This is a genomic window from Pseudoxanthomonas sp. F11, from assembly GCF_037046485.1.
GTDB lineage: Bacteria > Pseudomonadota > Gammaproteobacteria > Xanthomonadales > Xanthomonadaceae > Pseudoxanthomonas_A.
Genome location: NZ_JBANLZ010000002.1, coordinates 511,936 through 527,067, shown reverse-complemented (window position 1 = coordinate 527,067; position 15,132 = coordinate 511,936). Strand labels below are relative to the sequence as shown.

At 67.6% G+C, this 15,132-nt stretch carries 13 protein-coding genes; 3 read left to right on the top strand and 10 right to left on the bottom strand.

Annotated elements, in window-relative coordinates; all coding sequences use genetic code 11:
• Window positions 1-9 precede the first annotated feature (9 nt).
• From V8246_RS08270 to V8246_RS08255, 4 genes are read right to left on the bottom strand one after another with little or no spacing between them, the layout of a single operon-like run.
• The gene (locus V8246_RS08270) at window positions 10-546 is read right to left on the bottom strand and encodes a pilus assembly protein PilP (protein ID WP_245125404.1); all 537 of its coding nucleotides are present in this window, start codon (window positions 544-546) and stop codon (window positions 10-12) included.
• Entirely contained in the window at window positions 546-1,244 is a 699-nt protein-coding gene (gene pilO, locus V8246_RS08265; protein ID WP_245125407.1) for a type 4a pilus biogenesis protein PilO, read from the bottom strand. The genes V8246_RS08270 and pilO overlap by 1 nt, the downstream gene beginning before the upstream one ends.
• Complete coding sequence (locus V8246_RS08260) at window positions 1,241-2,005, bottom strand: PilN domain-containing protein (protein WP_336188736.1); 765 nt, start codon at window positions 2,003-2,005, stop codon at window positions 1,241-1,243. Before V8246_RS08260 ends, pilO begins: the two co-directional genes overlap by 4 nt.
• Complete coding sequence (locus V8246_RS08255; RefSeq protein ID WP_345786372.1) at window positions 2,005-3,063, bottom strand: pilus assembly protein PilM; 1,059 nt, start codon at window positions 3,061-3,063, stop codon at window positions 2,005-2,007. The genes V8246_RS08260 and V8246_RS08255 overlap by 1 nt, the downstream gene beginning before the upstream one ends.
• A 216-nt stretch (window positions 3,064-3,279) precedes the next feature.
• On the opposite strand from V8246_RS08255, the gene V8246_RS08250 reads away from it, so the two are divergent.
• Both V8246_RS08250 and V8246_RS08245 read left to right on the top strand, forming a co-directional pair.
• Complete coding sequence (locus V8246_RS08250; RefSeq protein WP_336188735.1) at window positions 3,280-5,703, top strand: penicillin-binding protein 1A; 2,424 nt, start codon at window positions 3,280-3,282, stop codon at window positions 5,701-5,703.
• 98 nt (window positions 5,704-5,801) lie between these two features.
• Entirely contained in the window at window positions 5,802-6,458 is a 657-nt protein-coding gene (locus V8246_RS08245) for a hypothetical protein (RefSeq protein WP_336188734.1), read from the top strand.
• A 9-nt stretch (window positions 6,459-6,467) separates the two neighbouring features.
• Here V8246_RS08245 and V8246_RS08240 read toward each other — a convergent pair whose 3' ends face one another.
• A complete protein-coding gene (locus tag V8246_RS08240; protein ID WP_336188733.1) occupies window positions 6,468-6,872 on the bottom strand; it encodes an Lrp/AsnC family transcriptional regulator in 405 nt (134 codons plus the stop codon).
• A 105-nt stretch (window positions 6,873-6,977) separates the two neighbouring features.
• Between V8246_RS08240 and V8246_RS08235 the strand changes: the two genes are divergently transcribed.
• On the top strand, window positions 6,978-7,478 hold the full coding sequence (locus tag V8246_RS08235) for a cysteine hydrolase family protein (RefSeq protein WP_336188732.1): 501 nt from the start codon (window positions 6,978-6,980) through the stop codon (window positions 7,476-7,478).
• Between the two features lie 60 nt (window positions 7,479-7,538).
• Here V8246_RS08235 and V8246_RS08230 read toward each other — a convergent pair whose 3' ends face one another.
• The 5 genes from V8246_RS08230 to V8246_RS08210 form a co-directional block, all read right to left on the bottom strand.
• Window positions 7,539-8,828: a citrate synthase gene (locus V8246_RS08230; RefSeq protein ID WP_336188731.1), complete on the bottom strand. Its 1,290-nt coding sequence runs from the start codon at window positions 8,826-8,828 to the stop codon at window positions 7,539-7,541.
• 259 nt (window positions 8,829-9,087) lie between these two features.
• Window positions 9,088-9,330 (bottom strand): type B 50S ribosomal protein L31, encoded by a 243-nt coding sequence (locus V8246_RS08225; RefSeq protein WP_162108763.1) that lies wholly within the window; start codon window positions 9,328-9,330, stop codon window positions 9,088-9,090.
• 74 nt (window positions 9,331-9,404) lie between these two features.
• On the bottom strand, window positions 9,405-10,343 hold the full coding sequence (locus V8246_RS08220) for a nucleoside hydrolase (protein WP_336188730.1): 939 nt from the start codon (window positions 10,341-10,343) through the stop codon (window positions 9,405-9,407).
• A 95-nt stretch (window positions 10,344-10,438) separates the two neighbouring features.
• Window positions 10,439-12,544, bottom strand: a complete 2,106-nt coding sequence (recG, locus tag V8246_RS08215) for an ATP-dependent DNA helicase RecG (protein WP_336188729.1) — start codon at window positions 12,542-12,544, stop codon at window positions 10,439-10,441.
• An 88-nt stretch (window positions 12,545-12,632) separates the two neighbouring features.
• Window positions 12,633-15,083, bottom strand: coding sequence for a TonB-dependent receptor (locus V8246_RS08210; RefSeq protein WP_336188728.1), 2,451 nt, complete (start codon window positions 15,081-15,083; stop codon window positions 12,633-12,635).
• Between the last annotated feature and the right edge of the window lie 49 nt (window positions 15,084-15,132).

Here is a 15,132-nt window from a genome sequence, read left to right as displayed (position 1 = left end):
ATCCCCCAATCATTGATCTTCAAGCGCGATCGACGCCGGCCGTTCCAGCCAGCCACCCGCGCCATCCGGCACTAGTTCGACAAGTTCCAAGCCATCTTCGCGGACCGAGGTGACCCGGCCATCGCTCTGCCCCAGGTAGTTCCCCGGACGTACCCGGTAGGTGACCTTGTCGGGCCCCATCACCAGCGCCACCAGCCCCGGGCCCTTGCCGATCGTGCCGACCATGTCCAGGCTGTCCAGCGGGTACTGTTCAAGCGTCTCCTTGCGCCGGTCCGGGTCGGGGCGCAGGCCGCCGCCCTCGGCATTGTTCCAGGCATCGCTGAACGGATCGCGCAGCGTCTGCGCGGCGTACTCGAAGGTCTCGAACTGCTGCATCACCGGCAAGGGGTCCAGCGGCGGCGCGGGGCGAGCCCTCACGTCCGCGACCCAGCTCTCCAGGTTTGGAGCGTCGCCCGGCGTGCTGGTCACACCCCGCGCACAAGCTCCCAACGCGATAACCGCCAGCAGCAACAGTCCACGCGTGAAGCGGGCGTTCTCGAGACGCATCACGACTTACCTCCCGCCTTCTTCGAGGCAGACTGCTGCTTCCCGTCCTTCCCCTGCTGAGCCTCCGCCATCGCTTCCTGTTCCGCGACTTCGGTCTCATCCAGGTAGCGATAGGTCTTCACCGTGCCCGACAGCTCCAGCGCGCCGCGGTTCACGCCGCCCTTGCCTTCCTTCGGCTTCAGGGAGATGTCGTGCATGGTCAGGATGACCACGCGCGGCAGCGAGGCCACGCCGCTGACGAACGCGCCGAACTGGTGGTAGTTGCCCACCATGCGCAGCTGGATCGGCTTTTCGGCGTAGAACTCCTTCAGCGTCTCCGGCTCCGGCTGGAACAGCTCGTTGGCCAGCCCGCTGGAGAGTGCGGTCTGCGAGATATCGATGATCAGGTCCGGCATCTCGGTCTTGCTGGGCAGCTGGCGCAGCATCTGCTGCAGCACCTGCTCCATCTGCGCGAGCTGCTGCTTCAGCGGTTCGAGGTTCGCGGCCTTGGCCTGCTCCTTCTCGAAATCCTGGCGCAGGCGCACCTCTTCTCCTTCGAGCGATTCCAGCGTTTCCGTCTTCCCCTTGATGAAGAGGAAGTAGGCGAAGGCGAGGATGAACAACGCCAGGATCACCGAGAAGCCGATCTTCGCGTTCTGCGGCCACGCGCCGATGTTGTTGATGTCCAGGTTCTTGAGCGACGTCTTTTTCTGGCTCATGAGGCGCTCCCGGTGGCCGGGGGAGTGTTGGCGGGCGGCGCGGCAGGTGGCGGTGTCGACGGGGCGGGTGTCGCCGGCGTTGCAGGCGCGGGCGTGGCGGGCGCAGCGGGCTGTCCCTCCAGCGGCGCCGCGGGCGCGGCACCGGCGGGGGCGGTGCCGGCGGCGGCCGTTTCCGCTTCCTGCTCGGCGGTCGGGTTCGCCAGGCGGACCGTCAGCTTGAACACGTAGGGCAGCGCGCGGCTGGCACCGGTGTTGGTGAGCGTCTTCACCTCTTCCGGCTTGGATTCGATGATCGACAGCTCGGGCTTGGTCATCCAGCCGGAGGTCTCCAGATTGCGCATGTAGGTACTGACGCGCGCGTTGGACTGGGCCCGGCCCTCGAGGGTCAGGACTTCGCCCTCCTGCTTGATGTTGCCCAGCATGACCCCGTCGGGGATGGTGCGCACCAGGGAGTCGAACAAGTGCACCATCTGGGAACGGTTGGCCTGCAGCTTCTCGATCACGTCCTTGCGCGCCAGCAGGCGGCGCTTCTGCTCGTCCAGGCGCTCGATTTCCTTGTTTTGCGCCTGGACCTTGGCGATCTCGGCCTTGAGGAACTCGTTGCGCTCGGTCTGGCCGGCCACCTGGCGGTCGTAGTGGAACCACAGCAGGAACGACAGCAGCAGGCCGGCGACGGCGGCGGCGGCCAGCATCACGTAGAACTCGCGCTGCCGCTGGACGCGGCGCTCCGCGCGCCACGGGAGTAGGTTGATTCGTGCCATCAGTCGAAGCTCCTCAAAGCCAGGCCGGTGGCGATCATCAGCGCGGGAGCGTCCTGCGCCAGCGCATGCGCCTGCACGCGCGGGCCCAAGGTCATCTGCGCCAGGGGGTTGGCGACCACGGTGGGCACGCCCAGCTGCTCTTCCACCATCTCCGGCAGGCCGGGCAACGCCGCACAGCCACCCGCCAGGACGACCTGGTCGACACGGTTGAACTCGCTGCCGGCGTAGAAGAACTGCAGCAGACGGCTGATCTGCTGGACGGTGGCTTCCTTGAACGGCTCCAGCACTTCGACTTCGTAGCTTTCGGGCAGCCCGCCCTGGCGCTTGGCCAGGCCCGCTTCCTCGTAGGTCAGGCCGTACCGGCGCATCACCTCGTCGGTCAGCTGCTTGCCGCCGAACACCTGTTCGCGGCTGTAGAGGCTGCGTCCGCGGCGCAGGACGTTCAATGTGGTCATCGTCGCGCCGATGTCGACCAGTGCCACCACGCCGTCCTGCGGCACCGGCAGGTCGCTGGCCATCAAGGCGAAGGCGTTTTCCACCGCGAAGGCTTCCACGTCCATGACGCGCGCGGTCAGGCCGCCCAGCTCGAGGGCCGACTGGCGCAATTCGACGTTCTCCGAACGCGACGCCGCCAGCAGCACCTGCACCATCTCCGGGTTGTTGGGCATGGGGCCCAGCACCTCGAAGTCGATGTTCACTTCCTCGATGGGATACGGAATGTAGTTGACGGCTTCGAGCTCGACCTGCGCTTCCAGATCGTTTTCGTCCAGGTCGGCCGGCATGGGGATGATCTTGGTGATCACCGCGGACCCCGCCACGGCCGCGGCCGCGTACTTGGCCTTGGTGCCGGCGCGGTTCACCGCCCGGCGGATGGCCTCGCCGACGGCCTCGACCTCGACGATGTTCTTCTCGACCACGGCATTGGGCGGCAGCGGCTCGACGGCGTAGTGCTCAACCCTGAAACGGTTGCCCACGCGCGACAGCTGCAGCAGCTTTACCGCAGTCGAACTGATGTCGACGCCGATGAGCGGCGACTGGCTTTTTGGGATTAGCCCCACGGTCTTTCCCCTTCCGACGGGCACAGGGCGCACGACGCGCGCCCACATTAATAACCAAGTTTTTACGCTTGGCAACCGACGTTGACGTGGCTGTGCGGCTTGTCACGTTTCACGAGGGTTGTTCCCCAAGTCCCTGTTCCCCTTGGAATCGCCCGTGGCGATCCCGGCGGTCATCTATACTCTGCCGTTACGAATTCTGCAATCGGAAAGCACTGGATGTCCCGTTTCCGTCGTCTTCTCCGTTGGACCCTCATCACGTTCCTGATACTTGCCCTGGCCGGCGCCGTCGGCCTGGGGGTGCTGTACTACACGGTCTCGTCCAAGGTCCCGGACGTCCAGGCCCTGCGGAACGTGGAACTGCAGGAACCCCTCTATATCTATGCCAGCGACGGCCGGCTGATGGGCCTGTACGGGGAGATCCGGCGTTATCCGGTGCAGATCGACCAGGTTCCGGCCCGGGTCAAGCAGGCCTTCGTTGCCGCCGAGGACAGCAAGTTCTACGAGCACAAGGGCATCGACCCCACCGGCATCGCCCGGGCCGTGTGGCAGATCGTCAGCCGGAAGGAGGGCCGCGTGGCCGGCGGCAGCACGATCACCCAGCAGGTGGCCCGGCAGTGGTTCCTGAGCTCGGAGTACAGCTACACCCGCAAACTGGTGGAGATGATGTTGGCCGTCCGCATCGAGAAGATGCTGACCAAGGACGAGATCCTGGAGCTGTACCTCAACAAGAGCTTCTTCGGCAACCGCTCCTACGGCGTGGCCGCCGCGGCCGAGTACTACTACGGCAAGACCCTGGACCAGCTGACGCTGGCCGAGACCGCCACGCTGGTGAGCGCACTGAAGTTTCCCTCCAGCGGCAACCCGATCAGCAACCCCGGCCGCAACCAGCAGCGCAGCGCCTATGTGGTGGAGCGGATGCGCGAGGACGGTTACGTCACCGCGGCCGAAGCCGCGCAGGCCAAGGCCGAGCCCATGCATGCCAAGCCGCATGAGCGACCGGTGGAGGTGTATGCCCCGTACGTCGCCGAGATGGTGCGCCAGGAAATGATCGCGCGCTTCGGACCGGAAGCGCTGACCAAGGGCTACCACGTCACCACCACGCTGGACGCCACCCTGCAGGCGGCCGCCAACGATGCGGTCCGCGACGGCCTGGGCCTTTACGACCACCGTCATGGCTGGAACGGCATCGAGCGGCACTTCGATGTCGCAGCCGACGCCGACGCCGCCGCCCTGGCCAGCCACCTGCGCGGCATTCCTGCGCAGAACGGCCTGATCCCCACGGTGGTGGCACGCACCCACGACGATGGCAGCGCCACGGTGGTCATGGCCGACGGCCGCGAAACCACCTTGCCCGCCGCCGCCAGCAAGTGGACCGGCCGCACGCCGGCCAAGCTGTTCAAGCGCGGCGACCTGGCCCGCATCAAGGCGGGCAAGGAGCCCGGCAGTTTCCTGGTCGACCAGATCCCGCGCGCGCAGGCTGCGCTGGTGTCGCTGGACGCCAACAACGGCGCCGTACGTGCGCTGGTGGGCGGCTACAGCTTCGCCGGCAACAAGTTCAACCGCGCCACCCAGGCGCGCCGCCAGCCCGGCTCCAGCTTCAAGCCGTTCCTGTACGCGGCCTCGTTCGAGAAGGGCTTCAACCCCGCCTCGATCGTGCTGGACGCTCCGGTCGTATTCCGCGACCGCCGCGGCCACATGTGGCGGCCGCAGAACGACGGCGGCGGCTTCCGCGGCCCGATGCGGCTGCGCGAAGCCCTGGTGCAGTCGCGCAACCTGGTGTCCGTGCGGCTGCTGGATGGCATCGGCGTGCCGTTCGCGCGCACCTACATCAGCCAGTTCGGGTTCGACGAGGCCGAACTTCCGCCCAACCTGTCGATGTCGCTGGGCACCGCGTCGCTGACGCCGCTGTCGGTGGCGCGTGGCTACGCCGTATTCGCCAATGGCGGGTCGCGGGTGACGCCCTGGTTCATCGACGAGGTGAAGGACCGCGAAGGCAACGTGGTGTTCAAGGAAAACCCGGCCGTCGCCTGCCGCGGCTGCGGCCAGGGGGCGCAGGGCGGGGGCGCACCGGCCAGCCAGGTGGTGGACGGCTTCAATTTCGGCCCGGCCGCGACCACGGCCACCGCCAAGCCGGCCGAGGCCAAGCCCAAGGCCGAGGAAAAGCCCGCCGATCCGAACGCAGTCACCGCGCCGCGCGCGATCGACGAGCGCACGGCCTACCAGCTGGTGTCGATGATGCGCGACGTGGTCCAGCGCGGCACGGGCACCGCCGCCAAGGTGCTGGGCCGCGAGGACGTGGGCGGCAAGACCGGCTCGACCAACGACCACCGCGACGCCTGGTTCGGCGGCTTCGGCGCGCAGTACGCCACCGTGGTGTGGGTGGGGCGCGACAACTTCCAGTCCTTGGGCTATCGCGAATATGGCGGCAAGGCGGCCCTGCCCATCTGGATCGACTACATGCGGGTGGCCCTGAAGGACAAGCCGGTGGCGTCGAACGATCCACCGGACGGCATGGTGCAGGCCACGCTCAACGGCGTCACCGAATGGGTGAAGGTCGAGGACATGGACCGCATTCAGGACTACGACCTGTATGGTCCGGAGGACGCGGTGCCGGACGAAGAGGCGTTCGACATCTTCTGACGCGCTGGCGTGAAGCGCGCCTGACGGCGCGCGTGCGCCGTCATCGACAACGCGGGAGCATGGTGTACATTCGGGTCTGTTTCGACGCGAGGCTTGCCATGCACCACGCCCGTCAGCACGCCGAAACCCGCACCCGCGAGCGCCGTCTGCGACTGGCGCACGAAGCCGCCCGGCTGATGGCCGAGGGCGGCATCCGCGACTACCACCAGGCCAAACTCAAGGCCGCCAGCCGGCTGGGCATCCACGACGATGCTTCCCTGCCCCGCAACCGCGAAATCGAGGACGCACTGCGCGAGTACCAGCGCCTGTTCGTCGGCGAGGCGCACGTGGCGGGCCTGCGTCGGCGGCGCGAGGCCGCGTTGCGCGCGATGGAGTTCCTGTCCGCGTTCTCGCCCCGGCTGGTCGGTCCGGTGCTTGAAGGTACCGCCGATGCCAACACCCCCGTGCACGTGCACGTGCACAGCGACGACCCGGATGCGATCACCCGCTTCCTGGAGGAACACCGTATCCCCGCCGAGCCGCGCGAGCGCCGGCTGCGCATGGACAGGGAGCGCGTGGCCGACCTGCCCGTGTGGCTATTCAGCGCAGAGGAGCTGAGCTTCGACCTGACCGTGCTGCCGCACGACGCGTTGCGCCAGGCTCCGCTCTCCACCGTGGACGAGAGGCCGATGAGGCGCGCGTCCGCCATCCAGTTGCGCCAGCTGCTTGCCGAAGAGGACATCGCCCGCTACGAGCTGGATGTGGCGCGCCGCTGAAACGATGCGTCAGGGCTTCACGCGCCGCATCTCGCTGGCGACCTTGTAGCGCCCATAGCGCAGCAGCGACTGGGTGAAGGCATCCAGGCCCGCATCGCTCTCGCAGGCCAGCGTCACCTGGTAGCAGCCTTCGCCGGCGATCTTGCTGGCGCTCTCCACGTCGGCATGCGCCTGCAGGAACGCTTCGAATGCATCGAACTGCGGCGTATCCATGAACACCGTGATGAAGTAGCGCCGCAGATCGCCTCGCGCCACGATGAAGCCGCGGATCGTGCCGCCGTCCACCATCTGCTGCACGCGCGTGGCGACCGCCTGTCCCGTCAGGTGCACGCGCCGGCCGACGGCCTGCCACGTCATGCGGGCGTCGTGCGCCAGCGCCGCCAGGATGGCCCGATCCATCTTGTCGAGGGGCATGTCTTTCGATCCTCAATGAAAACGGCGCGGCTTCTTGCGGACTGCAATTACTACCCGCAGCACCCATCACTACGATGTCGCAACCCACCCCTTCCAAGGTAACGCATGACCGCCGCCCTGCTCATCATCGACGTCCAGAACGACTATTTCCCCGGCGGCGCGCTCCCGCTATGGAACACCGAAGCCACGCTCGACGCCATCGTCGACGCCATCGACCGCGCCCGGGCGCGCGGCGAACCCGTGGTCCTGGTCCAGCATGTGGCCGCCTCCGCGGACAGCCCGCTGTTCCAGCCCGGCACGACCGGCGCCGGCATCCATGCGCGCATCCTGGCCGCCGCCCCCGACGCGCCCGTCGTCGTGAAGCAGTACGCGGACAGCTTCCATCAGACCCGCCTTTCCGGCGTGCTGGCCGAGCTGGGCGTCACCCGCCTGCGCATCGCGGGGATGATGACGCAGAACTGCGTGGTCTTCACCGCCTTGTCGCCGGCAGCGGACCGTTACGAGGTCAGCGTGCTGTCGGACTGCACGACCACCACGGACAGGACGATCCATGGTTTCGCCCTGCACGCCTTGGCCACCCGTGTCGCCGTGCGATCGGACGCGTGACCGACGCCGCAAAGAAAAAGGCCCCGAACCGGGGCCTTTTTCATCGTGTCGCCGACGGGCTCAGCGCTTGTCGGTGGGCACGTAGTCGCGCGGCGCGTAGCCGGTGTAGATCTGGCGCGGACGACCGATCTTCGCTTCCGGATCGACCTGCTGCTCCAGCCAGTGCGACACCCAGCCGGCGGTGCGGCCGATGGCGAACATGACGGTGAACATCTCGGTGGGGATCTTCAGCGCCTTGTAGATGATGCCGCTGTAGAAGTCGACGTTCGGGTAGAGCTTGCGCTGAATGAAGTATTCGTCCTTCAGCGCGGCCTCTTCCAGCTTCATCGCCACTTCCAGCAGCGGGTCGTCCACGCCCAGCTCGCCGAGCACCTTGTGGGTCATCTCGCGGATGATCTTCGCGCGCGGGTCGAAGTTCTTGTAGACGCGGTGGCCGAAGCCCATCAGGCGGAAGCCGGACTCCTTGTCCTTGGCCTTGGCCACGGCGCTGTCCACCTTGTCCGGCGTACCGATCTCTTCCAGCATCTTCAGCACGGCTTCGTTGGCGCCACCATGGGCCGGACCCCACAGCGCCGTGATGCCCGCGGCGACCGAGGCATACGGGTTGGCGCCGGTCGAGCCGACCAGGCGCACCGTCGAGGTCGAGGCGTTCTGCTCGTGGTCGGCGTGCAGGATGAACAGCAGGTCCAGCGCCTTGGCGACCACCGGATTGAGCTCCAGCGGCTCGCTCGGCACTTCGAACATCATGTGCAGGAAGCGGTCGACGTACTCGAGGTTGTTGCGCGGATAGCGGATCGGCCAGCCGATCGAATAGCGGTAGGCGGCGGCAGCCAGGGTCGGCATCTTCGCCAGCAGGCGGATCGCGGCCAGACGGCGCTGCTCGGGGTCTTCCAGGTCCAGCGTGTCGTGGTAGAACGCCGACAGCGAAGCGACCGTGCCGGACAGCATGGCCATCGGGTGGGCGTCGTAGTGGAACCCGTGCAGGAAGTTCTTCAGCGACTCATGCATCATCGTGTGATGCGTGACCTCGTGTTCGAACTTGGCGAATTCCTGCTTGGTCGGCAGCTCGCCGTTCATCAGCAGGTACGAGACTTCCAGGAAGCTGGAATGCTGTGCGAGCTGCTCGATGGGGTAGCCGCGGTACAACAGCACGCCGTTATCGCCATCGATGTAGGTGATGGCCGACTTGCAACTGGCGGTGGCGGTGAAACCCGAGTCGTAGGTGAAAAGACCGGTTTCCCGGGTCAGCTTGGAGACATCGATGCAGTCGTTGCCAAGCGTGGGTTTCAGGACGGGCAGGACGACGGACTTGTCGCCGGCATTCAGCGTGACCTGGTCGAGTTCGGACACAGTGTGCGCTCCTTCGTGGGGATACGCCTGCGGGAAGGCCCGCTCGGCGCGTGACGGGAGTCCAGGGAGTGAACCTTGGATGACCCCAATTATCGCACAGCGGGTCTGGAGCCGTCGCTCGATACCGCACCAAAGTCAGACCAAAGAATGAGGCTGCGGACGCAACCCTCCGTTCCGGCAGCGCGCATGATGCGCCGCGCACAAACGCGAACGGCCGCGCACGAGGCGCGGCCGGACGGGAACAGCAGGCGAAGTTCGATCAGCGCGCGTAGCGCTTCTGGAACTTGTCGATGCGGCCGCTGGTATCGATGACCTTGTGCTTGCCCGTGTAGAACGGGTGCGAGGCCGAGGAGATTTCGACCTTGATCAGCGGGTACTCGTTGCCGTCTTCCCACTTCGTCGTTTCCTTGCTGCCCAGCGTGGAGCGGGTCAGGAACTTGAAATCGGAGGTCACGTCGTGGAAGACGACTTCGCGGTAATCGGGATGGATGTCGGCCTTCATGGCGGGCACACCGTGTAGCGGGAATGGAAGAGCGGCATTGTAGCCCGCCCTTCCCCGCCGACGCAACCCGGCCGTTAGCCGGCCGCCAGCGCGGCCCGAATCAGGTCCTGGAACCGGGCCTGGTCGTAGCGCAGCAGGATGTTGGCCTGGTCCGGCCCGCCGCCCTCGCGGCGCCAGTCCACCACCGATGCGCCGCGGGCATGCGCGCCCTGCAGTTCGATCGCCAGCGGCCGCTCGGCCAGCTCCAGCGCACCCTCGGGGGCGAGCACGAAGGCCATCGCCAGCGCGTCGGCCGCGAACCAGTGGTCGCCCCGGCGGTCGGCCGACCACAGCCGGGTCTTCTCGGAGATGCGGGCGTAGAACCGGGCCCGCTCGCTGTCGGCGGCCAGCCATGCATTGACCTCGCGGTGCGGCAGGCCATGGGCGATGGTGGCTTCCCAGTCGGCCAGGTCGTAGCGCTCGAACGCCTGCAGCGTGATGTGCGCCGCTTCGGGATCGAAGTAGAAATTGAACTCGGCCGCCGGCGTGATGTTGCCGTGGCAGGTGACCGCGCCGCCCATCACCACGAAGCGGGCGACCCGCTGCGGCAGCGTGGGATCCAGCTTGAGCGCCAGCGCGATGTTGGTCAGCGGTCCCAACGCGACCAGCACCAGCCTCCCCGCGTGTGCGTGGGACAGGCGCAGGATGGCCAGGGCCGCGTGTTCGTCCTCGGCCTGGCGCGTGGCCGGCGCGAAGCCGACGTCGCCGAAGCCATCCTGCCCGTGCACATAGCCGGCGTCCGGCGACGGGTGCAGCAGCGGCGCCGGCGCACCGGCGAACACGGGAATGTCCGTACGCCCCGCCACTTCGCACAGCTTCAGCGCATTGCGCACGGTGTACTGCAGGCCCACGTTGCCGGCCGCGATGGTCAGGCCGACGATCTCGTGACGTGTGTCGTTGAAGGCCATCAGCAGGGCGAGGGCGTCGTCGACGCCGGGGTCGGTGTCGATCAGCAGGGGAATCCTGTCGGTCATCTTCTTCTCTTCGTCTTCTCGACCGTCGAGTCTGGCATCGCCGGCAGCGTCATGGAAGCACGCGGGCAGTAAGCGGGCTAAGCGGGCTAAGCGGGCTAAGCGGATGCATAGCGTGCGGAGCCACCCACCCAGCGGCGGATCACGCTATCGGCGATCGACGGCTCCTCGGCCAACAGCCGCTCGGCCAGTGCGTGCACTTGCGGCAGCAGGCCCGCATCGCGGGCGAGATCGGCGACGCGGAATGCCGCAAGGCCCGTCTGCCGCGTGCCCAGCAGTTCGCCCGGTCCGCGCAGTTCCAGGTCCTTCTCGGCGATCAGGAAGCCATCGTTGGTTTCGCGCATCGTCGCCAGGCGATGCCTGGCCATCGCCGACAGCGGCGGCTGGTACATCAGCACGCAGCTGGATGCGGTAGCGCCGCGCCCCACCCGTCCGCGCAACTGGTGCAGCTGCGCCAGCCCCAGCCGCTCCGCATTCTCGATGATCATCAGCGAAGCGTTGGGCACGTCGACGCCGACCTCGATGACCGTGGTGGCCACCAGCAGGTCGGCCTCACCCTCCTTGAAGCGGCGCATCGTGGCCTGCTTGTCGGCGGCTTTCATCCGACCGTGCACCAGCGCCACGCGCAGCTCGGGCAGCGAGGCGGACAAGGCTTCGTAGGTGGTCTGCGCGGCCTGCGCCACGACCTCGTCGCTGTCGTCGATCAGCGTGCAGACCCAGTACGCCTGTCGCCCTTCGGCACAGGCGGCGCGGATGCGCTCCACCAGCTCGGGCCGGCGCTCCGCGCTCAGGGCCACGGTCTGCACCGGCGTACGGCCCGGCGGCAGTTCGTCGATGGCCGATACGTCCAGGTCGGCATAGGCCGCCATCGCCAGCGTGCGCGGGATCGGCGTGGCCGTCATGACCAGCTGGTGCGGCACCCGGTCCGCGCCAGCGCCCTTGTCGCGCAGCGCAAGACGCTGGTGCACGCCGAAGCGGTGCTGCTCGTCGACGATGGCCAGGCCGAGGCCGTGGAAGACCACCGTCTCCTGCATCAGCGCATGCGTGCCCACCACCACCTGGGCTTCACCGGACGCCACGTCGGCCAGCACCTGCGCGCGCGCCTTGCCGGTCACCTTGCCGGCCAACCAGGCGACGCGCACGCCCAGCGGCTCCAGCCATGCCCTGAGATTGGCCAGGTGCTGTTCGGCCAGCAACTCGGTGGGCGCGGCCAGGGCGACCTGCTTGCCGGCTTCCACGGCCAGCATCCCGGCCAGCGCCGCCACCACGGTCTTGCCGCTGCCCACGTCGCCCTGCACCAGGCGCAGCATCGGCGACGGACGCGCCATGTCTTCGCGGATCTGTTCGAAGACGCGCTTCTGCGCACCGGTCAGCGCGAACGGCAAGGCCTTGACCAGCGCATTCACCAGCGCGCCCCGGCCCTTCAGCGCGGGTGCCCGGTGCTGCTGCAGGGCCAGCCGCTGGCGCCGCAGGCTCAGGTGGTGCGCGAGCAGCTCTTCGATCGCCAGCCGGCGCTGGGCCGGATGCGTCCCCAGCGCCAGCGCGGCCACGTCCGCATCGCGCGGCGGACGATGCATGGTCAGCAGCGCATCGCGCAGCGACGGCAGCCCGAGGCCCGCCAGCAACGGCGAGGGCAGCAGCTCCAGCGCACCTGCTTCCGGCAGGCGCTCGAGTGCCTGACCGATCAGTTTGCGCAGCGTCGCCGGGCCCAGCCCTTCGACGGCCGGGTAGATCGGGTCCAGCGCATCGCCCAGCGCGACGTCGTCCGCTTCGCCCAGCACCCGGTAACTGGGATGGATGATCTCCAACCCATGCTGGCCGGGCTTGGGGGTGCCGTAGCAGCGAAGGCGGGTGCCCACTGCGAACTGCGCCACCTGCGCCGCGCGGAAATGGAAGAACCGCAGCACCAGCGTGCCGTGACCTTCGTCGCCTATCGCCACCCGCAGCACCGGGCGATAGCGGAAGCCGCGCTCGACGGCTTCCACCCGCCCTTCGACCTGCGCGGGCACGCCCGGCTGCAGCAGCCGGATCGGCGTGAGCGTCGTGCGGTCCTCGTATCGCAGCGGCAGGTGCAACCACAGGTCCTGCATCGTCACCAGGCCGCGCGCCGCCAGTTTCTCCGCCACGCGCGGCCCCACGCCCGGCAGGCGGCTCAGGGGTTCGGCGGAGAGATCGACGACGGGGACATTGCGACGCACGGGCATCGCACAAGCATGCCGTGATAAGCGCCAAACAAAAACCCCGGTACCGTGAGGTGCCGGGGTGCCCACGTCCAGCGCGTCGCCGCGCGGCTCAGAACTTCACGGCCACTTCCATCCCGTAGGTGCGCGGCTCGCTGACGGTCGCGCCGACGACGCCCAGCGGACCGCGGCCATAGGTGTTCAGGCCCTTCACGTACTGGTTGTCGAAGATGTTGTTGCCGTAGACGGCCCAACTCCAGGTGCCTTGCGGCGAAGTCCAGCCGATCCGCACATCGGTGCGCTCGCGCGGCTCGCCGATGTCCAGCAGGGCGTTCACACCGCAGTCGCCCTGCAGGTCCGAGCCGGCATTGCAGCGCGTGCGCCCGCGGTAGGCATGGCGCGCGGACAAGCGCAGGTCGCCGCTGTCACCCAGGCTCATCCGGTACGCCGCGCCGACCGAGGCGGTGAAACGCGGCTCGCCGGTCGGCTCGCCGTCCAGGTCCACGCCTTCGGGCGTGACGTAGTCCTTGTACTTGGAATCGATCCACTCCGCCTGCGCGTCCAGGGTGAAGGCGTCCGTCACCTTCCAGCGCATGTCGAAGTCGATGCCCGTGGCCTCGAGATCGCCGGTGTCGAACACGAAGCGCGGGATGTCGACCGGATTGTTCGGGTCCGGATCGATCAGGCGGATCGACTGACGGTTGTCGTACCGATAGTGGAACAGCGACGCGTTGTAGGAGAAGCGGCCGAACGACTGCTTGATGCCCACTTCCGCGTTCCACACGTCTTCGTTCTCGAACGCCGGGCCGATCTGCAACGCATTGAAGCCGCCCGCCTTGTAGCCCTTGGCCAGCGAACCGAACACCATCGCCCTGTCGTTGAAGTGGTAGTCGACCACGAAGCGCGGGCTGAAGTCGCTCCAGCTGCGCTTGTCGCGCACCAGCACGCCCTTGTTGACCATCGCCGGCGGATCGATGAAGGCCATGTCGAAGGTCAGCAGCTCGCGGGTGATCGGGATGCCCATCTGCGCCAGCGCATCGAAGAAGCCCAGCGATTCCAGCAGGTCCAGCTTGGCTTCCAGCTCGGGCGCGTTACGGGGCGTATTGAGCCAGGTGAAGTCCTTCTCGTCGCGGGTGTAGCGCAGGCCGAAGGTCAGGTTGAGCTTGTCGGTGGCGCGCCAGATCACGTCGCCGAAGGCCGCGTAGGCCGTCGTCGACAGCGTGTTGGTGAAGCGCTCGTTCCAGCGGTCGCCGACCAGGGAGACCGGGATGCCGGCACTCTGGGCCAGGAACGAAGTGAACCCGAACAGGCTGCCGTCCGGGGTTGGCGCGATGCCGAGATTGCGCACGATGTTGTCGACCGCGGCGGTATTGGTGTTCACCTCGCTGGTCTGGTCGGCGTCTTCCTTGAAGAAGCTGGCGCCGGCGACCCAGTCCAGCCGCGCGTTGCTGCCGGCGAACTTGAACTCCTGATAGAAGGTCTCGTTGCTCTCGGTATTGACCGAGTCGATGTACAGGTCGGCGCGGTTGGTGCCGTCCTCCTCGGTCTGGTTCAGCGCGTCGTACTGCCGCCAGGACGTGGTCGAGGTCAGGTGTCCCCAGGTCAGCGCGTGGTCCACGATCAGGGTGACGCCGTCGAAGGTGCGCCACTCGGCGTTGGTGGCGTCGCTGTAGGTCGGGATGTCGCGCGGATCGAGGTAGTCGTCGGGATCCACCGGGACCGGCGGCCGCTGCGGATAGGCCGGCAACGGCAAGATGCCGGTGGTCACGCGGCCGTTCTGGTCCAGGCTCTCGTGGTCCCAGCTGACCAGCGCGGTGGTGTTCTCGCCAAGTCCCACCTGCCAGGCGGCGCGCGTGGCCCACACGTTCTCGCCGCCCAGATCCTTGCCGGTGGCACCGTCCTGGAACCAACCGTCGCTGTGATTGAACAGCGCGTTGAAACGCAGGGCCGAGTTGTCGCCGGTCGGGAGGTTCCACATCGCATCGGCGTACTGCTTGCCATAGTTGCCCAGGCGCAGGCGCAAGCGGGCCTCGGTCTCGTTCTGCGGACGACGGGTCACCAGCGAAATCGCGCCCGCCGCGGTATTGCGGCCGAACAGCGTGCCCTGCGGGCCCTTCAGCACCTCGATGCGCTCGATGTCGACGAAGGGCAGCAGCACGCCGCCACCGCGGCCGCCGTAGACGCCATCGACGAACACGCCCACCGCCGGATCGGTGCCGATGCCGAAGTCGCTGGTTTCCACGCCCCGCAGGCGGAACGAAGGTTGGGTCGGCTGCGCCGCATCCACCACCAGGCCGGGCACGAACGCATCGATGTCGCCCAGGTTGTCCGCCGCCACGTCGTCGAGCAGCTGCTGGTCCACGACCTGCAGCGCGATCGGCACATCCTGCAGCTCCTGCTGCCGGCTTTGCGCGGTGACGACGATGGTGTCCAGGTTGGTGGCGGCCTGTTCGTCCTGCGGTGTCGACTGCGCCCATGCGGTACCGCCGGTCCCCAGCACCACGCAGCCGCCGAACAGGGCGCGCCGCAGCCCCACCACCAGATTCCGTTGCGTCACTTTCATCACTCCCTCCCAAGAAGCGTTGGTGCGGAAGCCGGCCTCAACGTGCCGG

Bases quoted from the DNA above. Each gene is read 5' to 3' on its own strand.
- V8246_RS08270 (WP_245125404.1), bottom strand. From the start codon at position 546: ATGCGTCTCGAGAACGCCCGCTTCACGCGTGGACTGTTGCTGCTGGCG.
- pilO (WP_245125407.1), bottom strand. From the start codon at position 1,244: ATGAGCCAGAAAAAGACGTCGCTCAAGAACCTGGACATCAACAACATC.
- V8246_RS08260 (WP_336188736.1), bottom strand. From the start codon at position 2,005: ATGGCACGAATCAACCTACTCCCGTGGCGCGCGGAGCGCCGCGTCCAG.
- V8246_RS08250 (WP_336188735.1), top strand. From the start codon at position 3,280: ATGTCCCGTTTCCGTCGTCTTCTCCGTTGGACCCTCATCACGTTCCTG.
- V8246_RS08245 (WP_336188734.1), top strand. From the start codon at position 5,802: ATGCACCACGCCCGTCAGCACGCCGAAACCCGCACCCGCGAGCGCCGT.
- V8246_RS08240 (WP_336188733.1), bottom strand. From the start codon at position 6,872: ATGCCCCTCGACAAGATGGATCGGGCCATCCTGGCGGCGCTGGCGCAC.
- V8246_RS08235 (WP_336188732.1), top strand. From the start codon at position 6,978: ATGACCGCCGCCCTGCTCATCATCGACGTCCAGAACGACTATTTCCCC.
- V8246_RS08225 (WP_162108763.1), bottom strand. From the start codon at position 9,330: ATGAAGGCCGACATCCATCCCGATTACCGCGAAGTCGTCTTCCACGAC.
- V8246_RS08220 (WP_336188730.1), bottom strand. From the start codon at position 10,343: ATGACCGACAGGATTCCCCTGCTGATCGACACCGACCCCGGCGTCGAC.
- recG (WP_336188729.1), bottom strand. From the start codon at position 12,544: ATGCCCGTGCGTCGCAATGTCCCCGTCGTCGATCTCTCCGCCGAACCC.
- V8246_RS08210 (WP_336188728.1), bottom strand. From the start codon at position 15,083: ATGAAAGTGACGCAACGGAATCTGGTGGTGGGGCTGCGGCGCGCCCTG.